This window comes from Staphylococcus sp. HMSC063A07 (genome assembly GCF_001836955.1).
Lineage (GTDB): Bacteria > Bacillota > Bacilli > Staphylococcales > Staphylococcaceae > Staphylococcus > Staphylococcus lugdunensis.
The window spans coordinates 80,415-101,153 of sequence record NZ_KV830916.1; the positions used below are offsets into that span (position 1 = coordinate 80,415).

The 20,739-nt window shown below is 34.2% G+C and carries 22 protein-coding genes; 14 read left to right on the forward strand and 8 right to left on the reverse strand.

What is annotated here, in order from left to right; translation table 11 throughout:
- Window positions 1-254 precede the first annotated feature (254 nt).
- Complete coding sequence (locus HMPREF2597_RS05380) at window positions 255-806, reverse strand: TetR/AcrR family transcriptional regulator (protein WP_002478772.1); 552 nt, start codon at window positions 804-806, stop codon at window positions 255-257.
- A gap of 132 nt (window positions 807-938) precedes the next feature.
- Here HMPREF2597_RS05380 and HMPREF2597_RS05385 point away from each other — a divergent pair, with 132 nt between their 5' ends.
- From HMPREF2597_RS05385 to HMPREF2597_RS12880, 3 genes are read left to right on the forward strand one after another with little or no spacing between them, the layout of a single operon-like run.
- On the forward strand, window positions 939-1,586 hold the full coding sequence (locus tag HMPREF2597_RS05385) for an HlyD family secretion protein (RefSeq protein ID WP_002460169.1): 648 nt from the start codon (window positions 939-941) through the stop codon (window positions 1,584-1,586).
- Between the two features lie 12 nt (window positions 1,587-1,598).
- Entirely contained in the window at window positions 1,599-3,563 is a 1,965-nt protein-coding gene (locus HMPREF2597_RS05390) for a DHA2 family efflux MFS transporter permease subunit (protein WP_002478773.1), read from the forward strand.
- Window positions 3,564-3,617: 54 nt separating this feature from the next.
- Window positions 3,618-3,752: a hypothetical protein gene (locus HMPREF2597_RS12880; RefSeq protein ID WP_256337086.1), complete on the forward strand. Its 135-nt coding sequence runs from the start codon at window positions 3,618-3,620 to the stop codon at window positions 3,750-3,752.
- A 146-nt stretch (window positions 3,753-3,898) separates the two neighbouring features.
- Here HMPREF2597_RS12880 and HMPREF2597_RS05395 read toward each other — a convergent pair whose 3' ends face one another.
- Complete coding sequence (locus tag HMPREF2597_RS05395; protein WP_070817223.1) at window positions 3,899-4,606, reverse strand: hypothetical protein; 708 nt, start codon at window positions 4,604-4,606, stop codon at window positions 3,899-3,901.
- 208 nt (window positions 4,607-4,814) lie between these two features.
- On the opposite strand from HMPREF2597_RS05395, the gene HMPREF2597_RS05400 reads away from it, so the two are divergent.
- The gene (locus HMPREF2597_RS05400; RefSeq protein WP_012990759.1) at window positions 4,815-5,723 is read left to right on the forward strand and encodes an alpha/beta hydrolase fold domain-containing protein; all 909 of its coding nucleotides are present in this window, start codon (window positions 4,815-4,817) and stop codon (window positions 5,721-5,723) included.
- A 32-nt stretch (window positions 5,724-5,755) separates the two neighbouring features.
- On the opposite strand, the gene HMPREF2597_RS05405 is transcribed toward HMPREF2597_RS05400, so the two are convergent.
- Both HMPREF2597_RS05405 and HMPREF2597_RS05410 read right to left on the reverse strand, forming a co-directional pair.
- Complete coding sequence (locus tag HMPREF2597_RS05405; protein ID WP_070817224.1) at window positions 5,756-6,145, reverse strand: hypothetical protein; 390 nt, start codon at window positions 6,143-6,145, stop codon at window positions 5,756-5,758.
- 5 nt (window positions 6,146-6,150) lie between these two features.
- A complete protein-coding gene (locus HMPREF2597_RS05410; RefSeq protein WP_002478777.1) occupies window positions 6,151-6,618 on the reverse strand; it encodes a thioesterase family protein in 468 nt (155 codons plus the stop codon).
- 118 nt (window positions 6,619-6,736) lie between these two features.
- On the opposite strand from HMPREF2597_RS05410, the gene corA reads away from it, so the two are divergent.
- On the forward strand, window positions 6,737-7,684 hold the full coding sequence (gene corA, locus HMPREF2597_RS05415) for a magnesium/cobalt transporter CorA (RefSeq protein WP_002478778.1): 948 nt from the start codon (window positions 6,737-6,739) through the stop codon (window positions 7,682-7,684).
- A 45-nt stretch (window positions 7,685-7,729) separates the two neighbouring features.
- Window positions 7,730-8,782, forward strand: a complete 1,053-nt coding sequence (gene fni / locus HMPREF2597_RS05420; protein ID WP_002460158.1) for a type 2 isopentenyl-diphosphate Delta-isomerase — start codon at window positions 7,730-7,732, stop codon at window positions 8,780-8,782.
- A gap of 124 nt (window positions 8,783-8,906) precedes the next feature.
- Here the strand turns inward: fni and HMPREF2597_RS05425 are convergent, their stop codons facing one another.
- The gene (locus HMPREF2597_RS05425; protein WP_002478779.1) at window positions 8,907-9,515 is read right to left on the reverse strand and encodes a DNA-3-methyladenine glycosylase; all 609 of its coding nucleotides are present in this window, start codon (window positions 9,513-9,515) and stop codon (window positions 8,907-8,909) included.
- Window positions 9,516-9,752: 237 nt separating this feature from the next.
- Here HMPREF2597_RS05425 and HMPREF2597_RS05430 point away from each other — a divergent pair, with 237 nt between their 5' ends.
- Both HMPREF2597_RS05430 and HMPREF2597_RS05435 read left to right on the forward strand, forming a co-directional pair.
- Window positions 9,753-9,968 (forward strand): helix-turn-helix transcriptional regulator, encoded by a 216-nt coding sequence (locus HMPREF2597_RS05430; RefSeq protein WP_002460156.1) that lies wholly within the window; start codon window positions 9,753-9,755, stop codon window positions 9,966-9,968.
- Between the two features lie 554 nt (window positions 9,969-10,522).
- Complete coding sequence (locus tag HMPREF2597_RS05435) at window positions 10,523-11,533, forward strand: aldose epimerase family protein (protein WP_002478780.1); 1,011 nt, start codon at window positions 10,523-10,525, stop codon at window positions 11,531-11,533.
- A 75-nt stretch (window positions 11,534-11,608) separates the two neighbouring features.
- On the opposite strand, the gene HMPREF2597_RS05440 is transcribed toward HMPREF2597_RS05435, so the two are convergent.
- A complete protein-coding gene (locus HMPREF2597_RS05440) occupies window positions 11,609-12,262 on the reverse strand; it encodes an MOSC domain-containing protein (protein WP_002478781.1) in 654 nt (217 codons plus the stop codon).
- A gap of 155 nt (window positions 12,263-12,417) precedes the next feature.
- On the opposite strand from HMPREF2597_RS05440, the gene HMPREF2597_RS05445 reads away from it, so the two are divergent.
- Window positions 12,418-13,104 carry a ribose 5-phosphate isomerase A gene (locus tag HMPREF2597_RS05445; RefSeq protein ID WP_002478782.1) on the forward strand — a complete coding sequence of 229 codons (687 nt, stop codon included), beginning with the start codon at window positions 12,418-12,420 and terminating at the stop codon, window positions 13,102-13,104.
- 43 nt (window positions 13,105-13,147) lie between these two features.
- Here the strand turns inward: HMPREF2597_RS05445 and HMPREF2597_RS05450 are convergent, their stop codons facing one another.
- Complete coding sequence (locus tag HMPREF2597_RS05450) at window positions 13,148-14,350, reverse strand: peptidoglycan release complex CPBP-like subunit SdpC (RefSeq protein ID WP_002478783.1); 1,203 nt, start codon at window positions 14,348-14,350, stop codon at window positions 13,148-13,150.
- A 481-nt stretch (window positions 14,351-14,831) separates the two neighbouring features.
- Here HMPREF2597_RS05450 and HMPREF2597_RS05455 point away from each other — a divergent pair, with 481 nt between their 5' ends.
- The 5 genes from HMPREF2597_RS05455 (at window position 14,832) to HMPREF2597_RS05475 (ending at window position 19,905) form a co-directional block, all read left to right on the forward strand.
- Window positions 14,832-15,962 carry an amidohydrolase gene (locus HMPREF2597_RS05455; protein WP_002478784.1) on the forward strand — a complete coding sequence of 377 codons (1,131 nt, stop codon included), beginning with the start codon at window positions 14,832-14,834 and terminating at the stop codon, window positions 15,960-15,962.
- Between the two features lie 79 nt (window positions 15,963-16,041).
- Entirely contained in the window at window positions 16,042-16,923 is an 882-nt protein-coding gene (locus HMPREF2597_RS05460) for an SDR family oxidoreductase (RefSeq protein WP_002478785.1), read from the forward strand.
- 181 nt (window positions 16,924-17,104) lie between these two features.
- Window positions 17,105-17,689 carry a hypothetical protein gene (locus HMPREF2597_RS05465; RefSeq protein WP_002478786.1) on the forward strand — a complete coding sequence of 195 codons (585 nt, stop codon included), beginning with the start codon at window positions 17,105-17,107 and terminating at the stop codon, window positions 17,687-17,689.
- 285 nt (window positions 17,690-17,974) lie between these two features.
- Window positions 17,975-19,270, forward strand: a complete 1,296-nt coding sequence (locus HMPREF2597_RS05470; protein ID WP_002478787.1) for a Na+/H+ antiporter NhaC family protein — start codon at window positions 17,975-17,977, stop codon at window positions 19,268-19,270.
- 125 nt (window positions 19,271-19,395) lie between these two features.
- Complete coding sequence (locus HMPREF2597_RS05475) at window positions 19,396-19,905, forward strand: SRPBCC family protein (protein WP_002478788.1); 510 nt, start codon at window positions 19,396-19,398, stop codon at window positions 19,903-19,905.
- Window positions 19,906-19,942: 37 nt separating this feature from the next.
- On the opposite strand, the gene HMPREF2597_RS05480 is transcribed toward HMPREF2597_RS05475, so the two are convergent.
- Window positions 19,943-20,704, reverse strand: a complete 762-nt coding sequence (locus tag HMPREF2597_RS05480; protein ID WP_070817225.1) for a MurR/RpiR family transcriptional regulator — start codon at window positions 20,702-20,704, stop codon at window positions 19,943-19,945.
- Between the last annotated feature and the right edge of the window lie 35 nt (window positions 20,705-20,739).

Sequence of the window (20,739 nt, forward strand, 5' to 3'; positions counted from 1 at the left end):
AGCCTAAAATATAATTATGTCCCAGACTCTGACGAATGTTAAATATAACAAAATTTATGACTTTTTGGACGAATTTTTTATGCGTATGTTTTTCAAAATGTCGCCTACACCTATCGTCTTCTATGAGCACTGTTTCATTGCGAGTCAGCGTCCCAATACTGTTTAGCCATCCAAAATACGGATGGTTTTTATTTTAGAACTTATAACTCAGACTGTATTCCTATAATTACGATTCTGACCCATATTTGTGTATACTAGCGTTGTAATTTAATCGTATTAGCAAGTAGAATATCAGCAATTTTATGTGGACTTTCTTGACAACCGTCTTTCAGCCAACTTAACAAAATAGCAGTTTGTCCACCTAACGTATAAGTAACAAATGCACTTTTATTCTCAATCGTTGTATTATAGTCTGTTAAAATCTTTTCATACTTCACTTTTGTGAGCTGGAAGTATTCGATGGCAATTTCACGATTGGGATGGGTAATGAATACGGCATGAAAGAAAGCTTTTTTACGTTGTATGTACTTTAAGACAATCACAAAGAATTTATGAATCTTCATATTGTTTGATTTAACATCTTCAAAGTCATTGTACAATGTGTCTAACAAATTGATGTATTTCTTTTTATGGTAATTTTGAATAATATCATATAAATCATATTTATCTTTAAAGTTAGCGTAAAATGTTGAACGGTTTACATTGCTATGTGCACAAATTAATTTTGTAGTAATAGCTTCAAAAGGATATTGTTCAAGTAGATGGACAAAATTAAAAATAATTCTATATTTCGCACGATTTTTCATTTGTAAAGTCACCTGTATTTGTTTTGTTACGAAAAACCAACAATTTTGTTAGATGTGTTGGTGTTTTTTTACTGCTGATGTCTCTATAATAGATAAAGTGAATTTTAAAAGCAAATAGGAGGAAATGTTTAGATGAAAAAATTGATTTTAATCAATGTGATTACAATCGTTGTTTTAGCGGTTATTGGTATCATTGGCTTCCATTTTTATAACAATGCGACAAGCTATGTAACGACTGATAATGCTAAAGTTGACGGTAAACAAATTAAAATTGCAAGTCCAACATCAGGTCAAATTAAATCATTTGATGCTAAAGAAGGGGACAAGCTAAGTAAAGGTGACAAAGTAGCTACAGTCGTTGGAAAAAGCGAAAGTGGCGATACACAATCAATGGATATCAAAATGCCACAAAACGGTACAATCGTAAAAACAGATGGTGCTGAAGGTTCTATGGCACAAGCTGGAAATCCAATCGCTTATGCATACAATTTAGATGAATTATATATTACTGCGAATGTTGATGAAAAAGACGTCAGCAGTATTGAGAAAGGTAACGACGTAGATGTTACAATTGATGCGCAAGGTACAACAGTGAGTGGTAAAGTTGAACATGTTGGTCAAGCAACAGCAAATAGCTTCTCATTAATGCCATCTTCTAATAGTGACGGTAACTACACGAAAGTATCTCAAGTCGTTCCTGTAAAAATTTCTCTTGATTCTACACCATCAAAAGATGTTGTTCCTGGTATGAACGCTGAAGTTAAAATTCATAAAAACTAAGGGGGTCAAAATATGACTACGACCTTCATTATTGGTTATATTGTTGTAGCGCTCATATTTATTGGCCTTATTAACTTTTTCGTGGTTAAATCACGCAAAAAGAATAAAAATAAAGGGCAATTCAAGGAACAACGCAATCTACAAGATTCTAAGAGTCAACAATCTAAATTTAAAATAAGTGATTTAGACAAAGAAGAAATGTCTAAAAATGGGTTTAATCAAAGTAAGTCAAATGACATTGAAGATGATAAACGTAAACATCAATTCAATGATACAACAGAACACATTGCAACGACAGAAACAGGAGATACGTCTGATAAGCTACAACACGCTGATGAAACATCACATGGTGTCAATCAAGGAGATGATGCACATGATGCTATTAATCCGAACTCTGTAGAAGGACGTGTCAATGAACAAATCAAGAATCAAAATGAAGATTTTGTCTTTGGCAAAAATGTTACACGTGCTCAAATTATAGCAGCGATGTTATTTGGTATGTTTATTGCTATCTTAAACCAAACATTATTAAACGTGGCATTACCGCGTATTAATACTGAATTCAACATTTCAGCATCAACTGGTCAATGGTTGATGACAGGATTTATGTTAGTAAATGGTATCTTGATACCTATCAGTGCGTTTTTATTCAATAAATATTCTTATCGTAAATTGTTTATTATCGCGCTTACATTATTTACACTGGGTTCATTAGTTTGTGCGATTTCTACAAACTTCCCAATTATGATGACAGGACGTGTATTGCAAGCCATTGGTGCTGGTATATTAATGCCACTTGGATCTAACGTTATTGTGACAATTTTCCCACCTGAACGCCGTGGTGTAGCCATGGGTACAATGGGGATTGCCATGATTTTAGCTCCTGCAATCGGTCCAACACTTTCTGGTTATATCGTTCAAAACTATCACTGGAATGTGATGTTTTACGGTATGTTCATTCTAGGATTAATTGCTATTATCATAGGGTTTATTTGGTTTAGATTATATCAACGCACAACAAATCCTAAAGCCGATTATCAAGGTGTTGTATACAGTACAATTGGTTTCGGTGCCTTATTATACGGCTTCAGTGAAGCTGGTAACAAAGGCTGGGGCTCAACAGAAATCATCGTGATGTTTATTCTTGGTGCAGTATTTATTACGTTATTTGTTATTCGTGAATTAACAATGAAAGCACCGATGTTAAATCTTGAAGTTTTGAAATCATCAACGTATACATTGACTACAATTATCAATATGGTAGTCATGATGAGTTTATTTGGTGGTATGATTTTATTACCGATTTATTTACAAAACTTACGTGGTTTCTCAGCTTTAGATTCAGGATTACTTATGTTACCTGGTGCGCTTGTGATGGGTGCTTTAGGTCCAGTAGCTGGTAAATTGCTTGATACAGTAGGTCTTAAACCGTTAGCTTTATTTGGTATTGCAGTGATGACTTATGGTACGTATGAATTAACAAAACTTAATTTAGATACACCTTATATGCATATTATGAGCATTTACATTATCCGCTCATTTGGTATGGCATTTGTAATGATGCCATTGATGACTGCGGCAATTAATGCGTTACCACCACGTCTCATTTCACATGGGAATGCATTTTTAAATACGATGCGTCAATTGGCTGGATCAATCGGAACAGCGATATTAGTCACTGTTATGACTACCCAAACAACGCAACATTTTAATGCATTTTCTACAGAATTAGACAAAACAAATCCTGTTGTTCAAGACCATATGCGTGAACTTGCAACACAATACGGAGGAGAACAAGGCGCAATGAAAGTACTATCTATGTTTGTCCAAAAAATATCATCCGTAGATGGAATCAACGACGCATTCTGGATTGCAACAGCACTTAGCATACTCGCATTCATCCTAAGCCTATTCCTAAAAAGCAAGAAAAAAGCAGACGCAGAACACGACAAAATGATGTCCAAAGAACATATATAAGGGCCCCAACAGAGAGAATTTCGATCAGAAATTCCACAAGCAAAGCAAGTTGGGGTGGGGCCCCAACAAAAAGAAATGCAACAAGCATTTCCACGGACAACGCAAGTTGGGGTGGGGCCCCAACAAAAAGACTTTCCAAAAGAAAGTCAACGAACAACGCGAGTTGGGGTGGCTGAGACGGCACCCTAGGAAAGCGAAGCCATGCAATACGAAGTATTGTGAAAATAGAGAACAGCAGCAAGATATTTTCTAATTGAAAATAATCTTACTGCTGTTTTTCTTAGATTTATGTCCCAGACCCACTCATTTTCATATTTAGTAGCTATATCATAGGTTTATAATCGCTTAATTTGACGTTTACTTCTAAAGAATAAACTTAAGAATATCAATGCTAAACAACAGATAAGTAAAATAATGGCATTATGTGTAGCATCTGCTTCTATGATAACTTGATCCGGCGTGATTTGTACGTAAGCATTATTTAACAATTTTGCTATACGTTGTGCCAAATAATCAATAGCAATCATAAAATATACGACTATTGCCAACATGATTGCAATAGACAAAAAGTTAAGTAATTTAAGCAATGTACGATTAAATAGTAAAGTTAATATTGTTAATATTAAACTTAAAATGCATAAGCCAAAGAAAATATTGAATAACATGTTTATTTGTTCAATCACTGACTTTAATTGCTCTATATGTTCAGGTTTAATGGATAAGGCTTCTAATTGTTTGGCTATATCACTTAAACCGAGTCCATTTAACTTGGTAACTTGATCCGAGTTAATGCTCAATTCAGATAAATTTGATAATGATTGCTTAAAGTTTTTGAGCTGTGTATAACCTACTTCTGTATCTTTTAAGCCAAAAATAAAAAGAGGTTGTTTATACATACTATAGCCACTTATGGCGGTAAGCACTAAGACGATAAAATGAATAATGATACTAACCCAAGAACGTTTCTTAGTCGTTTGTAACTGATAATCTGGTTGATATTGTGTACGTTGATACGTTGGGTGTTGTGAACGGGATTGTTCCATTATGATACTCCTTTTTAGTATTTGATTGTTTTCTATGTTGTATTATTTTATACTAGCTTTGATATAATAATAAAATATAACTAAGTTGGTCTTTTTAAATACTTATTTCAAATATATATCATACATTATATCGCTGAAAAAGCACGAAAAAAATTACGATAATATTAAATTCTGCAGAAAATCAGGCAATTTTTAGGGGTTGACATACATGAGAACTTATATGATGAATCGTGTGGTAAATAAGTATTTACTGCATAATCGTTCAATTCAATTTAAGGATGAGGGACAATTTAATCAATTTATGGAGAAAAGAAGAAATGCTAATCGCTTAAAGCATAAACAACCTTCAACATTAAATGTTAAATCAAATTTAGATAAATTAATGTTAGATGATATGCAAGTATTTCGATTCAATTTTAGACATGAAACAGGTAAGAAAATCCTTTATCTTCACGGTGGTTACAATACGTTACAACCCTCGCCATTTCATTGGCGCTTGATGGATAAATTAACATTAGCCACGTTATATGAGGTCGTGTTACCTATTTATCCTAAAGCACCGGAATTTCATATTGATGATACTTTTAAAGCGATACAGGCAGTTTATGTACAATTAGTGGATGAAGTAGGTGCTGAAAATATAGTAGTTATGGGTGATGGTACTGGAGGCGCGCTCGCATTAAGCTTTGTCCAATCTCTTATCAAACAGCAGTTGTCAATGCCACGTAAATTGTATTTATTGTCACCATTATTGGATGCTACATTAAGTAACCCAGAAATTACAGAAAAACTTCAACAACAAGATCAATTTGTTAATCGACAAGGTGTTCATGATATTTTATCAGTGTGGGCAGCTGGAAAGCCTTTGAACAATGCTGAAATATCACCAATTAATGGCAATCTTGAAGGCTTACCACCGATTGTTATGTTTGGTGCAGGAAAGGAAATCTACTATCCTGATATGGAACGCTTGGATTTTTATTTAAGTGAGCAACGACAACCGATTGAGTTCTTTAGATATCCCAAAATGATACATGACTTTTCGTTATTTCCTATTCATGAATCACACAAAGTAGTGAAACAAATTGCACAAACGATAGATAATGATTTGAGATAGGCCTATATAGGCTTATCTTTTTTATTGTTAGTTTAAAAAACGTCAATGCGTGTTTTAATATGCTTTAAAATAGAGCGTTGACCATCTCTATGTGCTTCTTGTGACAATTGTTCAGGCAATTCTTTAGCCATGATAGCCAAATTTTTTACTTTTGAGTCTTGTTCAGTCAACAGATGTAATTTGTCTTCAATTAGCGTCATCAAAGTATGTGAATCTTGAGATTCGACATTGTACTGTAGCCAATCTAGTGCCTGCTTTTGTCCTTGATAATAGCTCATATTTAGTGCTCTACGTAATAACTCTGTACTAGGTTCATTCATAAACATATCTTTAGTTTGATTCATATCTATAAGGTTGAGCTTTAAATCATCATGCAAATCTAAGAGATATGATTTTATTTTTTCTATGCTAGATTTTGTCATTGTGTTCATCCTTTATTCGGTATTCCGATTTGATGCCCTAATTGTTTAGGCCACTGAGATATGTCTTGTGTCTTGTAATATGATGTCATTTCTGTGAAATAAGGTTCTGGGAATGCTGCTGCCTTGCGCGTAGTTGAATCAATACCAAGCATCATAACTTCATTAGTCGCTGCCAAAGTGCCGTTCTCTTTTATTAATTTCAAGAAAAAGTGTATGCGCTTATCGTCATAGTTATATATGAAAAGTTGTATTATATAGTGTTCTCCTAGCGACATTTCGGCTAAATAAGTTGTATGTTCTTCGACAGTAAATATTGTATAATGCAGCGCTTGTCGTTCTGCTAGAGACAATCCGTGAGTGTAATTGAATTGGTTGATTGCATCGCTAAAAATATAATTGTAATCGGCATCATGCATATGTGCATTATGATCAATTTGTGATTGTTGTACCATGCCTTGTACTGTAAATATCATCGCTTATCCTCCATCTTTCTATGTTAGTTCTATCATACTAAATAAAATTAGCACATACACATGATTGAATTCATGGTAAAATAAACAACGAACGTTGCTGAAGTGGGAGGAAATATGTATGAGTATAACGATTAGATACCAAACACCACACACATCATTGACAACAGTACCTGATATTGCAGATGTACCTAAAGATGCAACGATTGTTTGGTATGATTTTGAAGATGCAACTGCCAAAGAGAATGATTTTTTGCGTGAAAATTTTGATTTTAACTATTTAGAAATTGATGATACAATTACGGGCGTCCCACGCGTGAAATATAAAGCATACGACGACTATCAATATATCGTGTTTCATAGTATCAATAGTGATGATTATTCACCACGTGCACTCAATGTCTTTTTAAAAAATAATGTATTAGTGACCTATCATCACAAGCATTTTTCATCATTGATGAAGGTAGCAAAATGGAATGCTTATCATCATGATGGTGAACTAGACTGCGCAGATATTGTTATTCATATATTAGATATGATGGTGGATAAATATTTTGATTTTGTGTATGACATTGAAGAAAAGGTTTATAACTTTGAAGATAAGCATGTGGATGATGCTTTAAGTAAAAAGGTGATGGACAACGTCTTTAAATTAAGATCTGACCTTATAAAAATTAAACGAGTCATGTTTCCAATGCAAGAATTGGTGGAAACAATCAAGAGCGAAGGTAATTTAATTGTAGATAGCAAGCATTCGATGTATATCCAACATATCGATGACCATTTGATTAAACAAAGTAATATTATTCGTACATCGCAAGAGATGACAAATGAAATCAGGGAGAATTATGAATCATATTCATCATTTAGAATGAATAGCATCATGCAAATATTAACCCTTGTATCAGTTATCTTTTCTCCATTAACTTTTATTGCGGGTGTTTATGGAATGAACTTTGATAACATGCCTGAATTAAGATGGCATTACAGCTATTATATTTGTTTAGTTGTCATGCTAGTTATCGCGATTGCATTAATTATCTTTTTTAGAAAAAAACGTTGGTTTTAATAATAGATATTGTACGGTAAACCTTTAATAAAGGATGGTAAATGAATGAGTAATTTTCAAAGAGAACAAAGAAAAAATGAGCACGTAGAAATTGCTATGGCACAACAGGATGCACCGGCGTCAGATTTCGATAGAGTGCGTTTTGTTCATCATTCTATTCCACACATTGATGTAGCACAAGTGAATTTATCGACACACACTTCCAACTTTAAGCTGGATTATCCGCTATATATTAATGCGATGACTGGTGGCAGTGAATGGACGAAACAAATTAATGAAAAATTGGCTACTGTGGCACGGGAAACTGGCCTTGCCATGGCTGTGGGATCGACACACGCTGCATTGCGAAACCCTGATATGATAGAGTCATTTCGAATTGCACGGCAAGTAAATCCTGAAGGTGTCATTTTCAGCAATGTTGGGGCTGATGTACCTGTTGAGCGTGCAGTCGAAGCGGTTGAATTGATGGAGGCTCAAGCATTACAAATCCATGTCAATGCACCACAAGAACTTGTGATGCCAGAAGGTAATCGGACATTCGCAAGTTGGATGGATAATATTGCTAAAATGATTAACCATGTTCCGGTACCGGTTATCATTAAAGAGGTAGGCTTTGGATTCAGTAAAGAAACATTTAAGGCATTAAAAGACATCGGTGTGACTTACGTTGATGTAAGTGGCAGGGGAGGCACTAACTTTGTCTCAATAGAAAATGAACGACGCAGTAATAAAGATATGAATTATTTAGCTAATTGGGGACAATCCACGGTAGAATCATTGCTTGAAAGCCAAGCATATCAATCTTCACTCAATATATTTGCTAGCGGTGGTATAAGAACGCCACTAGATGCCATCAAGAGTTTGGCATTAGGTGCTAAAGCAGTAGGGATGTCTCGCCCATTTCTAAATCATGTTGAAAATGAAGGTGTGGAACAAACGATCACTTTTGTTGCACAATTTACAACCCAAATGCAACAAATAATGACGATGTTAAATGCGCCAGACATTGAAGCATTAAAGCAATCACAACTTATTTTTGATCAACAACTTTTATCTTGGATGGAACAGCGTCATATTGATATAGATAGAGGCTTATAGACCATATTAATACGGGGCCATGTATATTAATCATAAAATATAAAATAAAGCGCCATAGCACCTCATTTCAGCGTGTGTTACATGTTGTATGTGTGTGCTATGGTGCTTTATTATGTCAAAAAATCTATTTCCAAGTATCTATCGCTGCACGCATATTCTTTTTAGGTATTCTCGAAACATATGGATTACCTTTAACTGTATAACGTAGAGGTTTTGATGTCCATATACCTTTGTTAGGTATTCCAATTCGTGCACTTGCTTCAATTTCACGTGGATATTTACGATTTTTTGTGTCTATGGATAGGCGTCCGACGTTCAATAGTGTTCCATCAATGGCACGTGGAATATGAAATGCTTTTGTCCATTTTCCAGGTCCATTTGTTAATTCATAGCCGTACTTACCACGATTTATTTTCATAGCTTCAATACCATCGACAGGTTCAATTGCACGTATGAGCACCCCTTCAGGTACACCCGCTTGTTGTGTGACAAAATTAATTAATAAATGGGTGTGCATGATATGTCCATAAATCGTGCCACCACGTTGGTATAAGGATGTAACCTTAGGAGTTTGTTTACCCCCAAAGCCATGTGCTGCACGATCATCAAAGCCTAAATAAGCTTCTGTTTCTACTATATATCCAGAATAAATTTGGCCATCATCATTATAAATCACTTTGACACCTAATAATGCTTTAGCAGTATCTATGGTACTAGGGACGATGAAATCCATTACATTCTCCTTTTAGTGAATTTGTATTATATCTTTAACTTTACCAAAGTCAGTCATAGAATTGTATTGAAATCGAAGTTTAGCAGTGAATTTGATCTTTTGTTCTTAAAAAGAGACACTTTATGCCAGCAAATGAATTGGTATAGAAACACAATAAAAAATAGAATTATTCCTTGGAAATGTCATATATATTTGACTTTGGTTCGTCATTTACGTATGATTTAATTAAGAGTTAATGTGAAAGAAGTGGTGACACGCTTGAATAAAGTAAAAGTATATCGTGGTTATTCTAAAATATCTCAACTGGAATTAGCTAGAGCTGTTGGTGTGTCAAGACAAACAATAAATATGATTGAAAATGGCAAATACAATCCATCATTAAAACTATGTGTAAATATAGCTAAAACTTTGGGCACAACGTTAGATACATTATTTTGGGAAAATGATACTTAGAGATATTGTTATATAGTTAATAAGCTGAAAATTTCATTTTATTTAAAAAGCTATGAAAAATTGTAAGTGATTACATCGAAATTTGGAATAGGAAGTTGTAATTTTTTTACTAAAAAACCATGGAAGAATTGCGAATATTGGCGATAATTTGTGGCATATTAAGTAAAAAAGTGTAACAATGTATAAGTGTATAATGGCTTTTCACCATAAAGAAAACGTAAAATTATGAATAATAAGCTAAGTAGATAACGATAGCTCATGTTCTTAGTCACGGAATTATGTGATAAAGATGGGGCTAATTCGTTAGGTTATATTTTAAGGGTATGATTTAAGAAGTCTGATTTTTTAGTTGCAGTATAATTGTAAATTTTAGTTTTAAGTATTACAATCAATCATTTTCAGCATTAGGTAAATGGATGATGCCCAGATATTTATATATCCGCTTTGTTTAACGGGCTTTAATTTTAATACAAAATACAATTTGTATTCTGTGCGTGATGTCATTGCCTAACAGCACTTAGTTGGACATAGTTAAGAGGGAGACGTAAGTAATTATGATAGTTGAAGTAGAAAAGCAAAGACATGGTATCGACCTTATTAAAATTGACAATAATGAAACAAGCATCGTCTTTTCAAATTATGGTGCAAGAATTGTCGCTTGGAAATTTCATGACAATAATATCGTCTTAGGTAATCGTGTAGAAGCTGATGAATTTTATCTAAATAATCCATTGAAATTTGGTGCAACAATAGGTCGTTATAGCGGTCGAATTGAGGCAGGCGCTTTTAAGCTTAATCAAGATCGCTATCAACTTGAACAAAATGATGGGCTTAACCATATCCATGGTGGTTCAAATGGATGTGATCAAGTCCTATTTGACTATGACATCGTTGAAGGAATAAGCGATGTAAAAGTTATTTTCAGGGCAAAATTAAATGCTAGTGATGACGGTTATCCAGGAGATTTAGCGCTTAAAGTGATACATCATTATGATATAGAACATCGTTGGACGATTACTTATGAAGCTGAAACGACGGCTACAACTATATTTAATCCAACGAATCACGTCTACTTTAATTTGAATAGAGATAACAATGTTATTGATAATCATCAAATACATGCGAAAGACTTAAAGATGTATTTATTAAACCGTCAACATTTCTTATTGAATGACACACCTATAAACTTAGCATCTCAATTTGGTTCAGACCATATTACATTTCAAAAAATTTTTCAGGCGCATCAAGATGATATTAAGCAACAAATGGAACGTTATCAAGGGTTAGACCATCCATTTGAACTAAGCGAACAAACATTGTCTGTAGAAAATGGAGAGTTCAAATTACAAATAGATACAGATATGCCTTATGTCGTGATATACACGATGAATCATCCAGAAACTTGGGAGAGCCAGTTAAATATATATAAACCGCATTCAGGTTTTACATTAGAAACACAATTTTTACCCAATGATATAAATTATTTTGGTCAACAAGCACCGTCTATTTTAAGAGCTGGCCAACAATTTTCTTCAACAACAAGTTATCAAATTAGTGAGCAATAAGAAAAAGAGCATGATAAGTGTCAACCATCAACAGTTGACACTTATCATGCTCTTTATTCATTTAATAGAATTATATTATTTACAGGCACGATGATATAGGCGAGATAACTTTTCCCGTCTGCTAGGAGATAGATAAGGATTATTTAAAGCATAAGATATACGTGAAATATTTTTTCGATCGTTGTAATAAATATCATTTAACTCATAAACAGATAATCTTGACGCTTTATTTGCTTGAGTAAGTAATTCTAGATTATCTTCTTGAGAAACATAGCCTTCCTGTATCACTCTAAAATAAAATCCTGTCTTTCCTGAAGCTGTCATGCGTTTGACTAAGTCAGGAATTTGATATTTAGCTTGAATTTTCCAGCAAGGTTCACGCATTTCCGAGACTTCTAATATCGCTTCACCTAAACGATATTGATTTCCAAAATAAACATCTCGTTCATCTAAATGCTTTACCGTAACATTTTCCCCGAACATGGCGTAGGTAGGTAACTGTGCTAAATCTTCTTTATACATATCGTAATTTGATTGACTAAAACAGCAAACTGCTTTATGAGGACCACCGTGGTCTTTATATGCTTGTTCATCTTCAGAAAATCCATCAATAGATAGCCACATGCGACCAGTAAATGGTATTTTATCTAACGCTGAAATCATGGGCTTTTTGGTACTATAAGGCAAGTGTTGGATTTTACCAGTAGAAATAGCAACAACAGGTATCATTGTTTGTCTCCTTTTTAAGTTTTATTGACAGCTTACTATAAATGTTCATAAAGTAGCAATGCTTTTAGTGAATTTGTATATATCAACTGTATCTTTTAAAAGTTGTCATGTACAATGAAAGGGAATACAACAATAGAGAAGGGGTTCCAATTACGATGCTAGACACAAAACAATTGAAACTATTAACAACTGATGACGCCGTTGCTCAAATCAAGGATGAAATGATTTTAGGCATTGGTACAGGTAGTACAATAGAACTACTCATTCCTAAAATCGCTGACAAAATTAAACGTGATCATTTAACAATTAAAGGTGTATGTACATCCAATAAAACGGCCATATTAGCAAAAGAGCAGCAGATTGATATTGTCGATATTAATGATATTACATATATTGATTTAGCAATCGACGGCGCAGATGAAGTAGATCCACAGTTGAATTTGATTAAAGGCGGTGGAGGGGCACTGTTCAGAGAAAAGGTGATAGATGAACTAGCAGCACGCTTTGTCGTTTTAGTTGACGAACAGAAAGTTGTAAATTATTTGGGTGAAACATTTCGATTACCAGTGGAAGTAGATAAATTTAATTGGCAATTAATAAAAGCAAAAATAGAAGATTATGGTCATATTCGTACGGAATTACGCATACGTGACGATGTACCGTTTATTACAGATAATGGGAATTATATTCTTGATTGTGAGTTGACAACAGAATTGGATCCTTATCAATTGCATGAATATTTAATTCATCTTACGGGTGTTTTAGAAACAGGATTCTTTTTAGATATTGCGGATCAAGTAATTGTTGGTACGCAACAAGGTGTTAAAATAAAAAATAAATAAAAAAACGGGAAGCCAACGTTTGTGTTTGGCTTCCTGTTTTTAGTTACTTGTCTTGCTCTTTGTCTGTTGCTGTGGGTGAAGCTTTTTGCGCGTCTTGTATTTCTTGATGCGCATCAGCAACGACAGAAGATTGTCGATTATTTTTAGAGTCTGTGTCATTGTTATGTTGTTCAGGTTTAGTATTATCAGAATCAGCTGTTTGTTCAGATGGTGTTTCCTGAACTTCGGTTGCTGTTTCTAAGTTATTATCAGCTTCGTGTTGTTCAGGTTGATAATTAGCTTCTGATTGATTTTCACTTGTTGGCGTTGATGTTGGGGTCTGTTCAATATCGTTCTTCATTTCTGATGATGTTGTACCTTTTTCAGAATCTTCACTTGGTGTTGAAACAGTTGCTGTTTCTTCAGTATCATCGTCTCCAATATGATCTAAATAATTATTGGGATCTACTTCGTCCAGACTTTGATCTGTTGTACGATAAATAAAATATCTGATAATCATAGTGAAGATAATATAGACGATTGCTACGGCTGCTGTTGTTAAGGCAATTACTTTCATTGAGAAAAGGTCTCCCGTTTCTTCACTAAATAGAAAGACAGGAATAAACGTCATCAAACCGTGAAAGGCTGTTGCGATATAAATAGTACGTCCATTTGTATCATGAATCAGCTCACCAACAATCATTGAAAAGGCAAAGGTATATAAAAAGTTATAGCCTGTATACTCTAAATTATATGTTGTATTAATTGTCCAAATTGCATACATTAAACCTACAATGATAGAAGCAATAAACGTATTTACTTTAGATTCTACAACTGTTTGTAAATATGAACGGAAGCCGAACTCTGCAAAGAAAGCCATCATTAGATGACCAATTAATACGGCTAATACAGTTACAGATAAATTTGATGCTTGTAATAAAATAAAGCTATCCGCCATTGTATTAAATATCACCATACCGATGATAAAAATAACTAAAGGTAAAATAAGTGCTAATAACAGACGATTAATAACTGTTAAACTAATTGTAAATTTTAACCCGGAAAGTTGGGCACGCTTATTTTTAAAGATTAGAATACAGATAACTGCTGAAATAAAAGGTGCTAAACGAGATGCATCAAATAAAAAAGGTTTAACACCAAACATAGGTTGATAATCTCGAAGGATTAAAGTGAGTGCCATCGTAACAATAAAGAATACAAATATTGTTAAAGCCCACTGGAACCCGGAAATTCTATTGTTTTTCATTTATGTAACCTCCAATAGGGTAACCATCCAAATCTCTTTCTTTAACATTATACATATTAAGCCGATAGAAATAAATTATTCCATTAATTTATCATCAAACTGTAATAGTCTTGCATTATTTTACACATTTAAAAGTAAGATACTCAGCATTTGTGAGAATAATTTGACAATTGTGTTAATCTATTATACATAAGGGCAATAGATATGTCACAATCTCGATTTTCATTTTATATTGCACAATGAGCTGGTCAATATGGTCAAAACATTATGGCAGTGTTAGCTTCTGTACGAATTACAATATTTCTAAATACATTTGATAGAAGAACAATCAAACATATTAAAGCTGCACCCATGGTTCGGTTAATAGTAATGGGTGTTTCTATAATATTAATTTTAATCACACTTAATTTAGTTATCGGAGTCGTGTGAGGAACAATTATCCATGACGTGATTTACTTTTTTAGAAAGGACGTAGATATACATGCTTAATTATAATGATATTGTTAATTGGCGTCGGATGTTTCATCAATATCCTGAACTTTCTAATGATGAATTTGAGACGACAAAGCGGATTCGCCGCATTTTACAGCAATATGACATCCGCATCTTAGATATACCAATGGCTACCGGTTTAGTAGCTGAAATTGGGCAAGGATTGCCTTGTATAGCAGTTAGAACAGACATTGATGCATTACCTATTGATGAGCAAGTTAAACATGCGTTTACCTCTACAAATGAAGGGGTGATGCATGCTTGTGGACATGATATTCACATGGCATCCATTTTGGCAGTAGCTGTCCAATTAAAAGCACTCGAAACAAGTTTGCAAGGTACCGTACGGATATTATTCCAACCTGCTGAAGAACTGGGTTATGGTGCTAAAGTTTTAGCGCAAACCTCAGCTTTAGATAACGTATCAGCTGTGCTAGGTTTTCACAATTATCCTACGCTGGGGATTAATCAATTTGCGATTAAATCTGGTGCAATGACATCTAATGTAGACCATTTTGAATTTAAAATACTTGGTAAAGGTGCACATGCAGCTAAGCCAGAGCAAGGTAACGATCCTGTTATCGTACTTGGACAATTGATTACCAGCTTACAATCAATAGTTAGTAGAAATATTTCTGCATTTGACAGCGCTGTTGTGACAATAGGTGAAGTATCGGCAGGTAACACATGGAATGTTATTCCTGATGATGCTTATGTTCAAGGTACCGTTAGAACATTTGATACAGCAATCCAAAGTAAAATTGAGCAACGAATGCAAGATATTGCGACTGGTTTAGAAAACTTGTTCCACGTTAAAATAGAATTGAATTACACACGATTACCTGGTGCGGTGTATAATGATGAACATTTGACACTAGAAGCAATAAAAGCAGCTCAAAAAGTAGGCTACGATGTTACAACTCTGGAACTACCCGTTACGATTGGAGAAGATTTTTCCGGTTTATTAGATGAACGACCTGGTGTATTTGCATTTATTGGTTCTAATAGCGATTATGATTTACATCATCCTAAATATGATCCAGATGAACATATTTTAGAAAAAGCACCTGACTATTTTATAACATTGATTCAACAATTATTAGCTAATGCAGAAGAGTAAGGAATTTTATTGTTCATGATTAACGTGTTATCTAACTTGGGTATAAAACTACTAGCTCATTAATTAGGAGATGACCGTTATGGAACAAAAAGATCCAAGAACGAAATATAAATACAGTCTTTACGAAAAACAAGAACAACCGTTACCCGGATTGCAATCAGAGATGACACCTGAACCAGATTGCGGCGAAACTTCATATGTGGGGCATGGTCGCTTACAAGGATATAATATGCTTGTAACAGGTGCGGACTCTGCGATTGGTCGTGCTGCTGCAATTGCTTATGCTAAAGAAGGTGCAAACGTTGCGTTAAACTATTTACCTAGTGAGGAACAGGATGCGTTAGAAGTAAAGGAAGTAATTGAAAAAGCTGGACAACGTGCGGTTCTTCTGCCGGGAGACCTCAGAAATGAACAATTTAATTATGATTTGGTCGAACAAGCGTATCAATCTTTAGGTAGTTTAAATAATATTACGCTCGTTGCTGGACATCAACAATATCATGACGATATTCATGGTTTTACAACAGAACACGTGAAAGAGACATTTGAAACAAACGTATATCCAGTCTTTTGGACGATACAGAAAGCGCTAGATTATTTACAACCCGGAGCTACAATTATAACGACTTCTTCTGTACAAGGTTATAATCCGAGTCCAATATTACATGATTATGCGGCATCTAAAGCAGCAATTATTTCACTTACTAAAAGTTTCTCTGAAGAATTGGCAGATAAAGGGATACGAGTGAATTGTGTAGCACCAGGACCATTTTGGTCACCATTACAAATTACCGGTGGACAACCGCAAGAAAAAATCCCAGAATTTGGTCAACAAACGCCTTTAAAACGTGCTGGTCAACCCGTTGAATTAGCTGGCACATACGTGTTACTTGCTTCAGAAGACGCGAGCTATATAACAGGTCAAGTATTCGGTGTAACGGGTGGTATTCAAATTAATTAATATTATTAAGCATTGGTTCATTTTCTAAGATAGAAAATGAAAACAGCTTAGTAAGCTCCTTTCAAAGTAAACATGGAGGAAATGTAGACTTTGGAAGGAGTTATTTATGTTGATTGCAATTAGAAATATATTTAGCTATATGCTATTAATAAAGCTATAAATGTATTCAAAGGATGAGTAGATGTCAGCAGAAAATTTAATTAGAGGACTTGCATTCACCTATTTTATGATTGGTTGTGCGATGATGTATATACTTGAATTGGATAGAAAGATGTTAGTATTCTTTGCGGTACCAGCAATACTTACAGTGGTTTTTGCGCAATTATTTGAAGTGAATAAACATATTAATCAAGACCAGATATGGTTAACACCATTTTGGGATAGAGTCATGGCTGTAGTGTCTATAATATGTTATGGTCTGGCGTTTGTGCTAGTGTTTATTGGACCATATCCAAACGTTGCTTTTCAATTAATCTCAATTGTTATTACGATAGCAATTTCACTTTTCTTAGATTCAAAACTTGGTTTGAATCGTAACATATTAAGTCAGGATAGCCAGAAACACAAAAAGCATGTACCTAAAGCACAATATTTAAAAATTCGATATTTGGTTATTACAGTAATGGTAGTAAGTGTTGTAACGATTTTAATTTCAGGGTTCTATCGTTGGACCGCAATATTAGGATTAGCATTCACCATGTTATTTATTGGCGTTATTGTGTTTATTATTTTTAATGACCATTATGAACATGAAGATTTCACATGATTTTGATATTTATATTGACGACGAGGTATTTCTCTAGTACGGTAAATGATACCTAAGTATATAATATAGAAGTTTGACAGAATTTATGTTGTGTTTCTTTAATTGAAATGATATAAGTGGTACAACTGCGGGGGCGGGTACAAGCTAAATTTGGCTTGAATTTTCCGCCCCCATAAAGATGACGAAGAAGAAAAAATATTTGCTCAATACCGCTAAATGTCATAGATGTATGAATAATATCCATGAAATGACGATGTGTTTTTATATGGGAAAGGAAGATAAGTAATGACTAAAGAGAAACAAAATGGTCATGCGTGGGCACTGTTGCCACTATTATTATTTGTTTTATTATTTTTAGGTGTGGGGATTATTTCTGGAGATTTCACTACCATGCCGCTTAATGTAGCTATAACTGTAACCGTCGTTGTGGCACTGCTAATGAACCGTAAAGAACGGTTTGCAAAAAAAATTGAAGTATTTACTAAGAATGCCGGACATTCTAATATTATTTTGATGATGCTTATTTTTATTTTGGCAGGTGCTTTTTCGACAACCACTGAAAAAATGGGCGGTGTTGCATCGACCGTCAATTTAGGTTTATCACTTATTCCGCAAAACTTAATTATTGTGGGCTTGTTCGTGATTTGTATGTTCGTGTCTATTTCAATGGGGACGTCAGTTGGCACAGTGGCAGCGATAGCTCCAGTAGGATACGGATTTGCGCAAGCTACAGATGTGCCAACCGCACTTGCAATGGCTACTGTTGTTGGTGGTGCTATGTTTGGTGATAATCTATCAATGATTTCAGACACAACTATTGCTGCAGTGCGTACCCAGAAAACACATATGAAAGATAAATTTAAAGTTAATTTTAAAATTGTATTACCTGGTGCATTGCTAACGATTGTAATTCTATTCTTATTAACACATGGTGTAGCGATAGATTCAACAAAAAATTACGATTATCATTTAGTAAAAGTTATCCCTTATGTATTGGTACTAGTGCTCGCATTGATAGGTGTTAACGTTATTATTGTCTTAATTGGCGGAACTGCATTATCAGGTATCATTGGTTTAATAGATGGTTCGTTTGGATGGAAAGGCTTGCTTAAAGCGATATCAGAAGGGATTATAGGCATGGAAGATATTGCGATGATTGCGCTTTTAATCGGTGGTCTAGTAGGTTTAATTGAACATAATGGCGGCATAAGTTGGCTGCTAAATTTTGTTCGTTCTAAAGTGAAATCTAAACGCGGTGCACAATTTGGTATAGCGAGTTTAGTTAGTGTTGCTGATATCGCAACCGCTAATAACACAATTTCTATTATTATGTCAGGCCCACTTGCAAAAAGTATTGCTGATGAATACGATGTTGATCCTAGAAAGTCGGCGAGTATATTAGATATATTTGGCAGCTGTTTTCAAGGATTATTACCTTATAGTCCGCAAGTGATATCGGCAGCTGGAGTAGCTGGGATTTCACCATTTTTACTTGTACCATACAGTATTTATCCAATATTATTAGGTGTGTGTGGCTTAGCGTCCATTATCTTTTTATATCCAAAACTAAAAGCAAAATAGTGCTTGGAGATATGAAAGTATTAAAATCTACTTTGGTAAATTAATATATTTGTGATACAACTATTTTGGTGTGAGTTAAAAATACGTTAAAATAGAATTGAGTATGAAAGTAGGTGTATGGAAAAGTGGCTAAATATAATGTAGAAGATGAGTATGTTCAAATTCATATTGAACGATTATTAAAATATTCGCCTTCCTTAGTTTATCAAGCATGGACAACAGCGTCTTTACTTAAACAATGGTTTATGACGTCTCAGCGTACCAATCAAACATTTGATGTCGACGTAGCAGAAAATGGGAAATATCGAATTGTTGATAAACGCAATGGCAAAGCAAATGTTATAGAAGGAACTTTTGAAGTATTGGTAGAGAACCAATATATTAAAATGACTATTGGAATGCCAGGGCTTAGCGATGCTGAAGATATGATTGAAGTTGAATTTGTTGAACGAGAAACAGGGGGTACACAACTCTTGTTTAACTATCAATCTTTAGTGGCACGTGAACGACGCTTAACTAATCTCGAATATAAGCAGAAGAAAAAAGAATATCATGACTCAACGGTTCATGGCTTTGAACTCATGTTTGATAAAATGAATCAAGTGCTTGCGGACTATATTGAAGCATCATCTTAATAAAATAAGCGGAGTGTCAATGAAACTGACACTTCGCTTATTTTAGTTCATGTGCTTCTTTACGCTCGTTGTATTTACGTAGTAATGTTTCAAAAAATATGTGATAACTTATAAAACTAGAATAATCTGTACCATCATATAAATAGAAGGTGTTACTTGATACATAAACATTGTAATTGGCTTTCTGTGCTAACGTATTATCTTTTAATGTAGTGACAGAGATAAAGTATTTTTGGCGTAATTGCAGTAAGTTTGTGATTTCAGGTAGCTGTGTGGCTTCTCCCAATAATGAAATAATAAAGAATAAATCATTATCTTCAGAGCGATTTAACACCATTTTTAGTTCATGTACATCGTGTAAGACGATAATACTATGATGCATAGTTAATAAGATACGCTGTGCTTCTTCAGCAACGTTTTTTTGAGCACGACCAGTACCATACAAGTAAATCGTTGACGCAGCATTTAATTTATCAGTTATAAGATCATAGTCTATACGTTCTAAATAAGAAAATGTATTGTCAATTTCTTGTTTAAACGCATCTATAGAATCACTCGAGTGTTGTTGTTGTATTTCTGTTTCAAATTTCAAAAATGATTTAAAGTCACTATAACCATCAAAACCAAGCTTTCGAGTGAAGCGGTGAATCGTAGCATTTGATGCATGTGTATATTGTGCCAGCTCTTGTATTTTTAAATTTTTACAGTCCTCAATATGTGCGTTGACATAATGGGCAATTTGCAGGTCATTTTCATTTAATTTTGAAAAGTTTTTATTTACTCGTTCGTCTAAAAACATAAATAATCCTCAATTCTTATGAAAAAATTTTCATA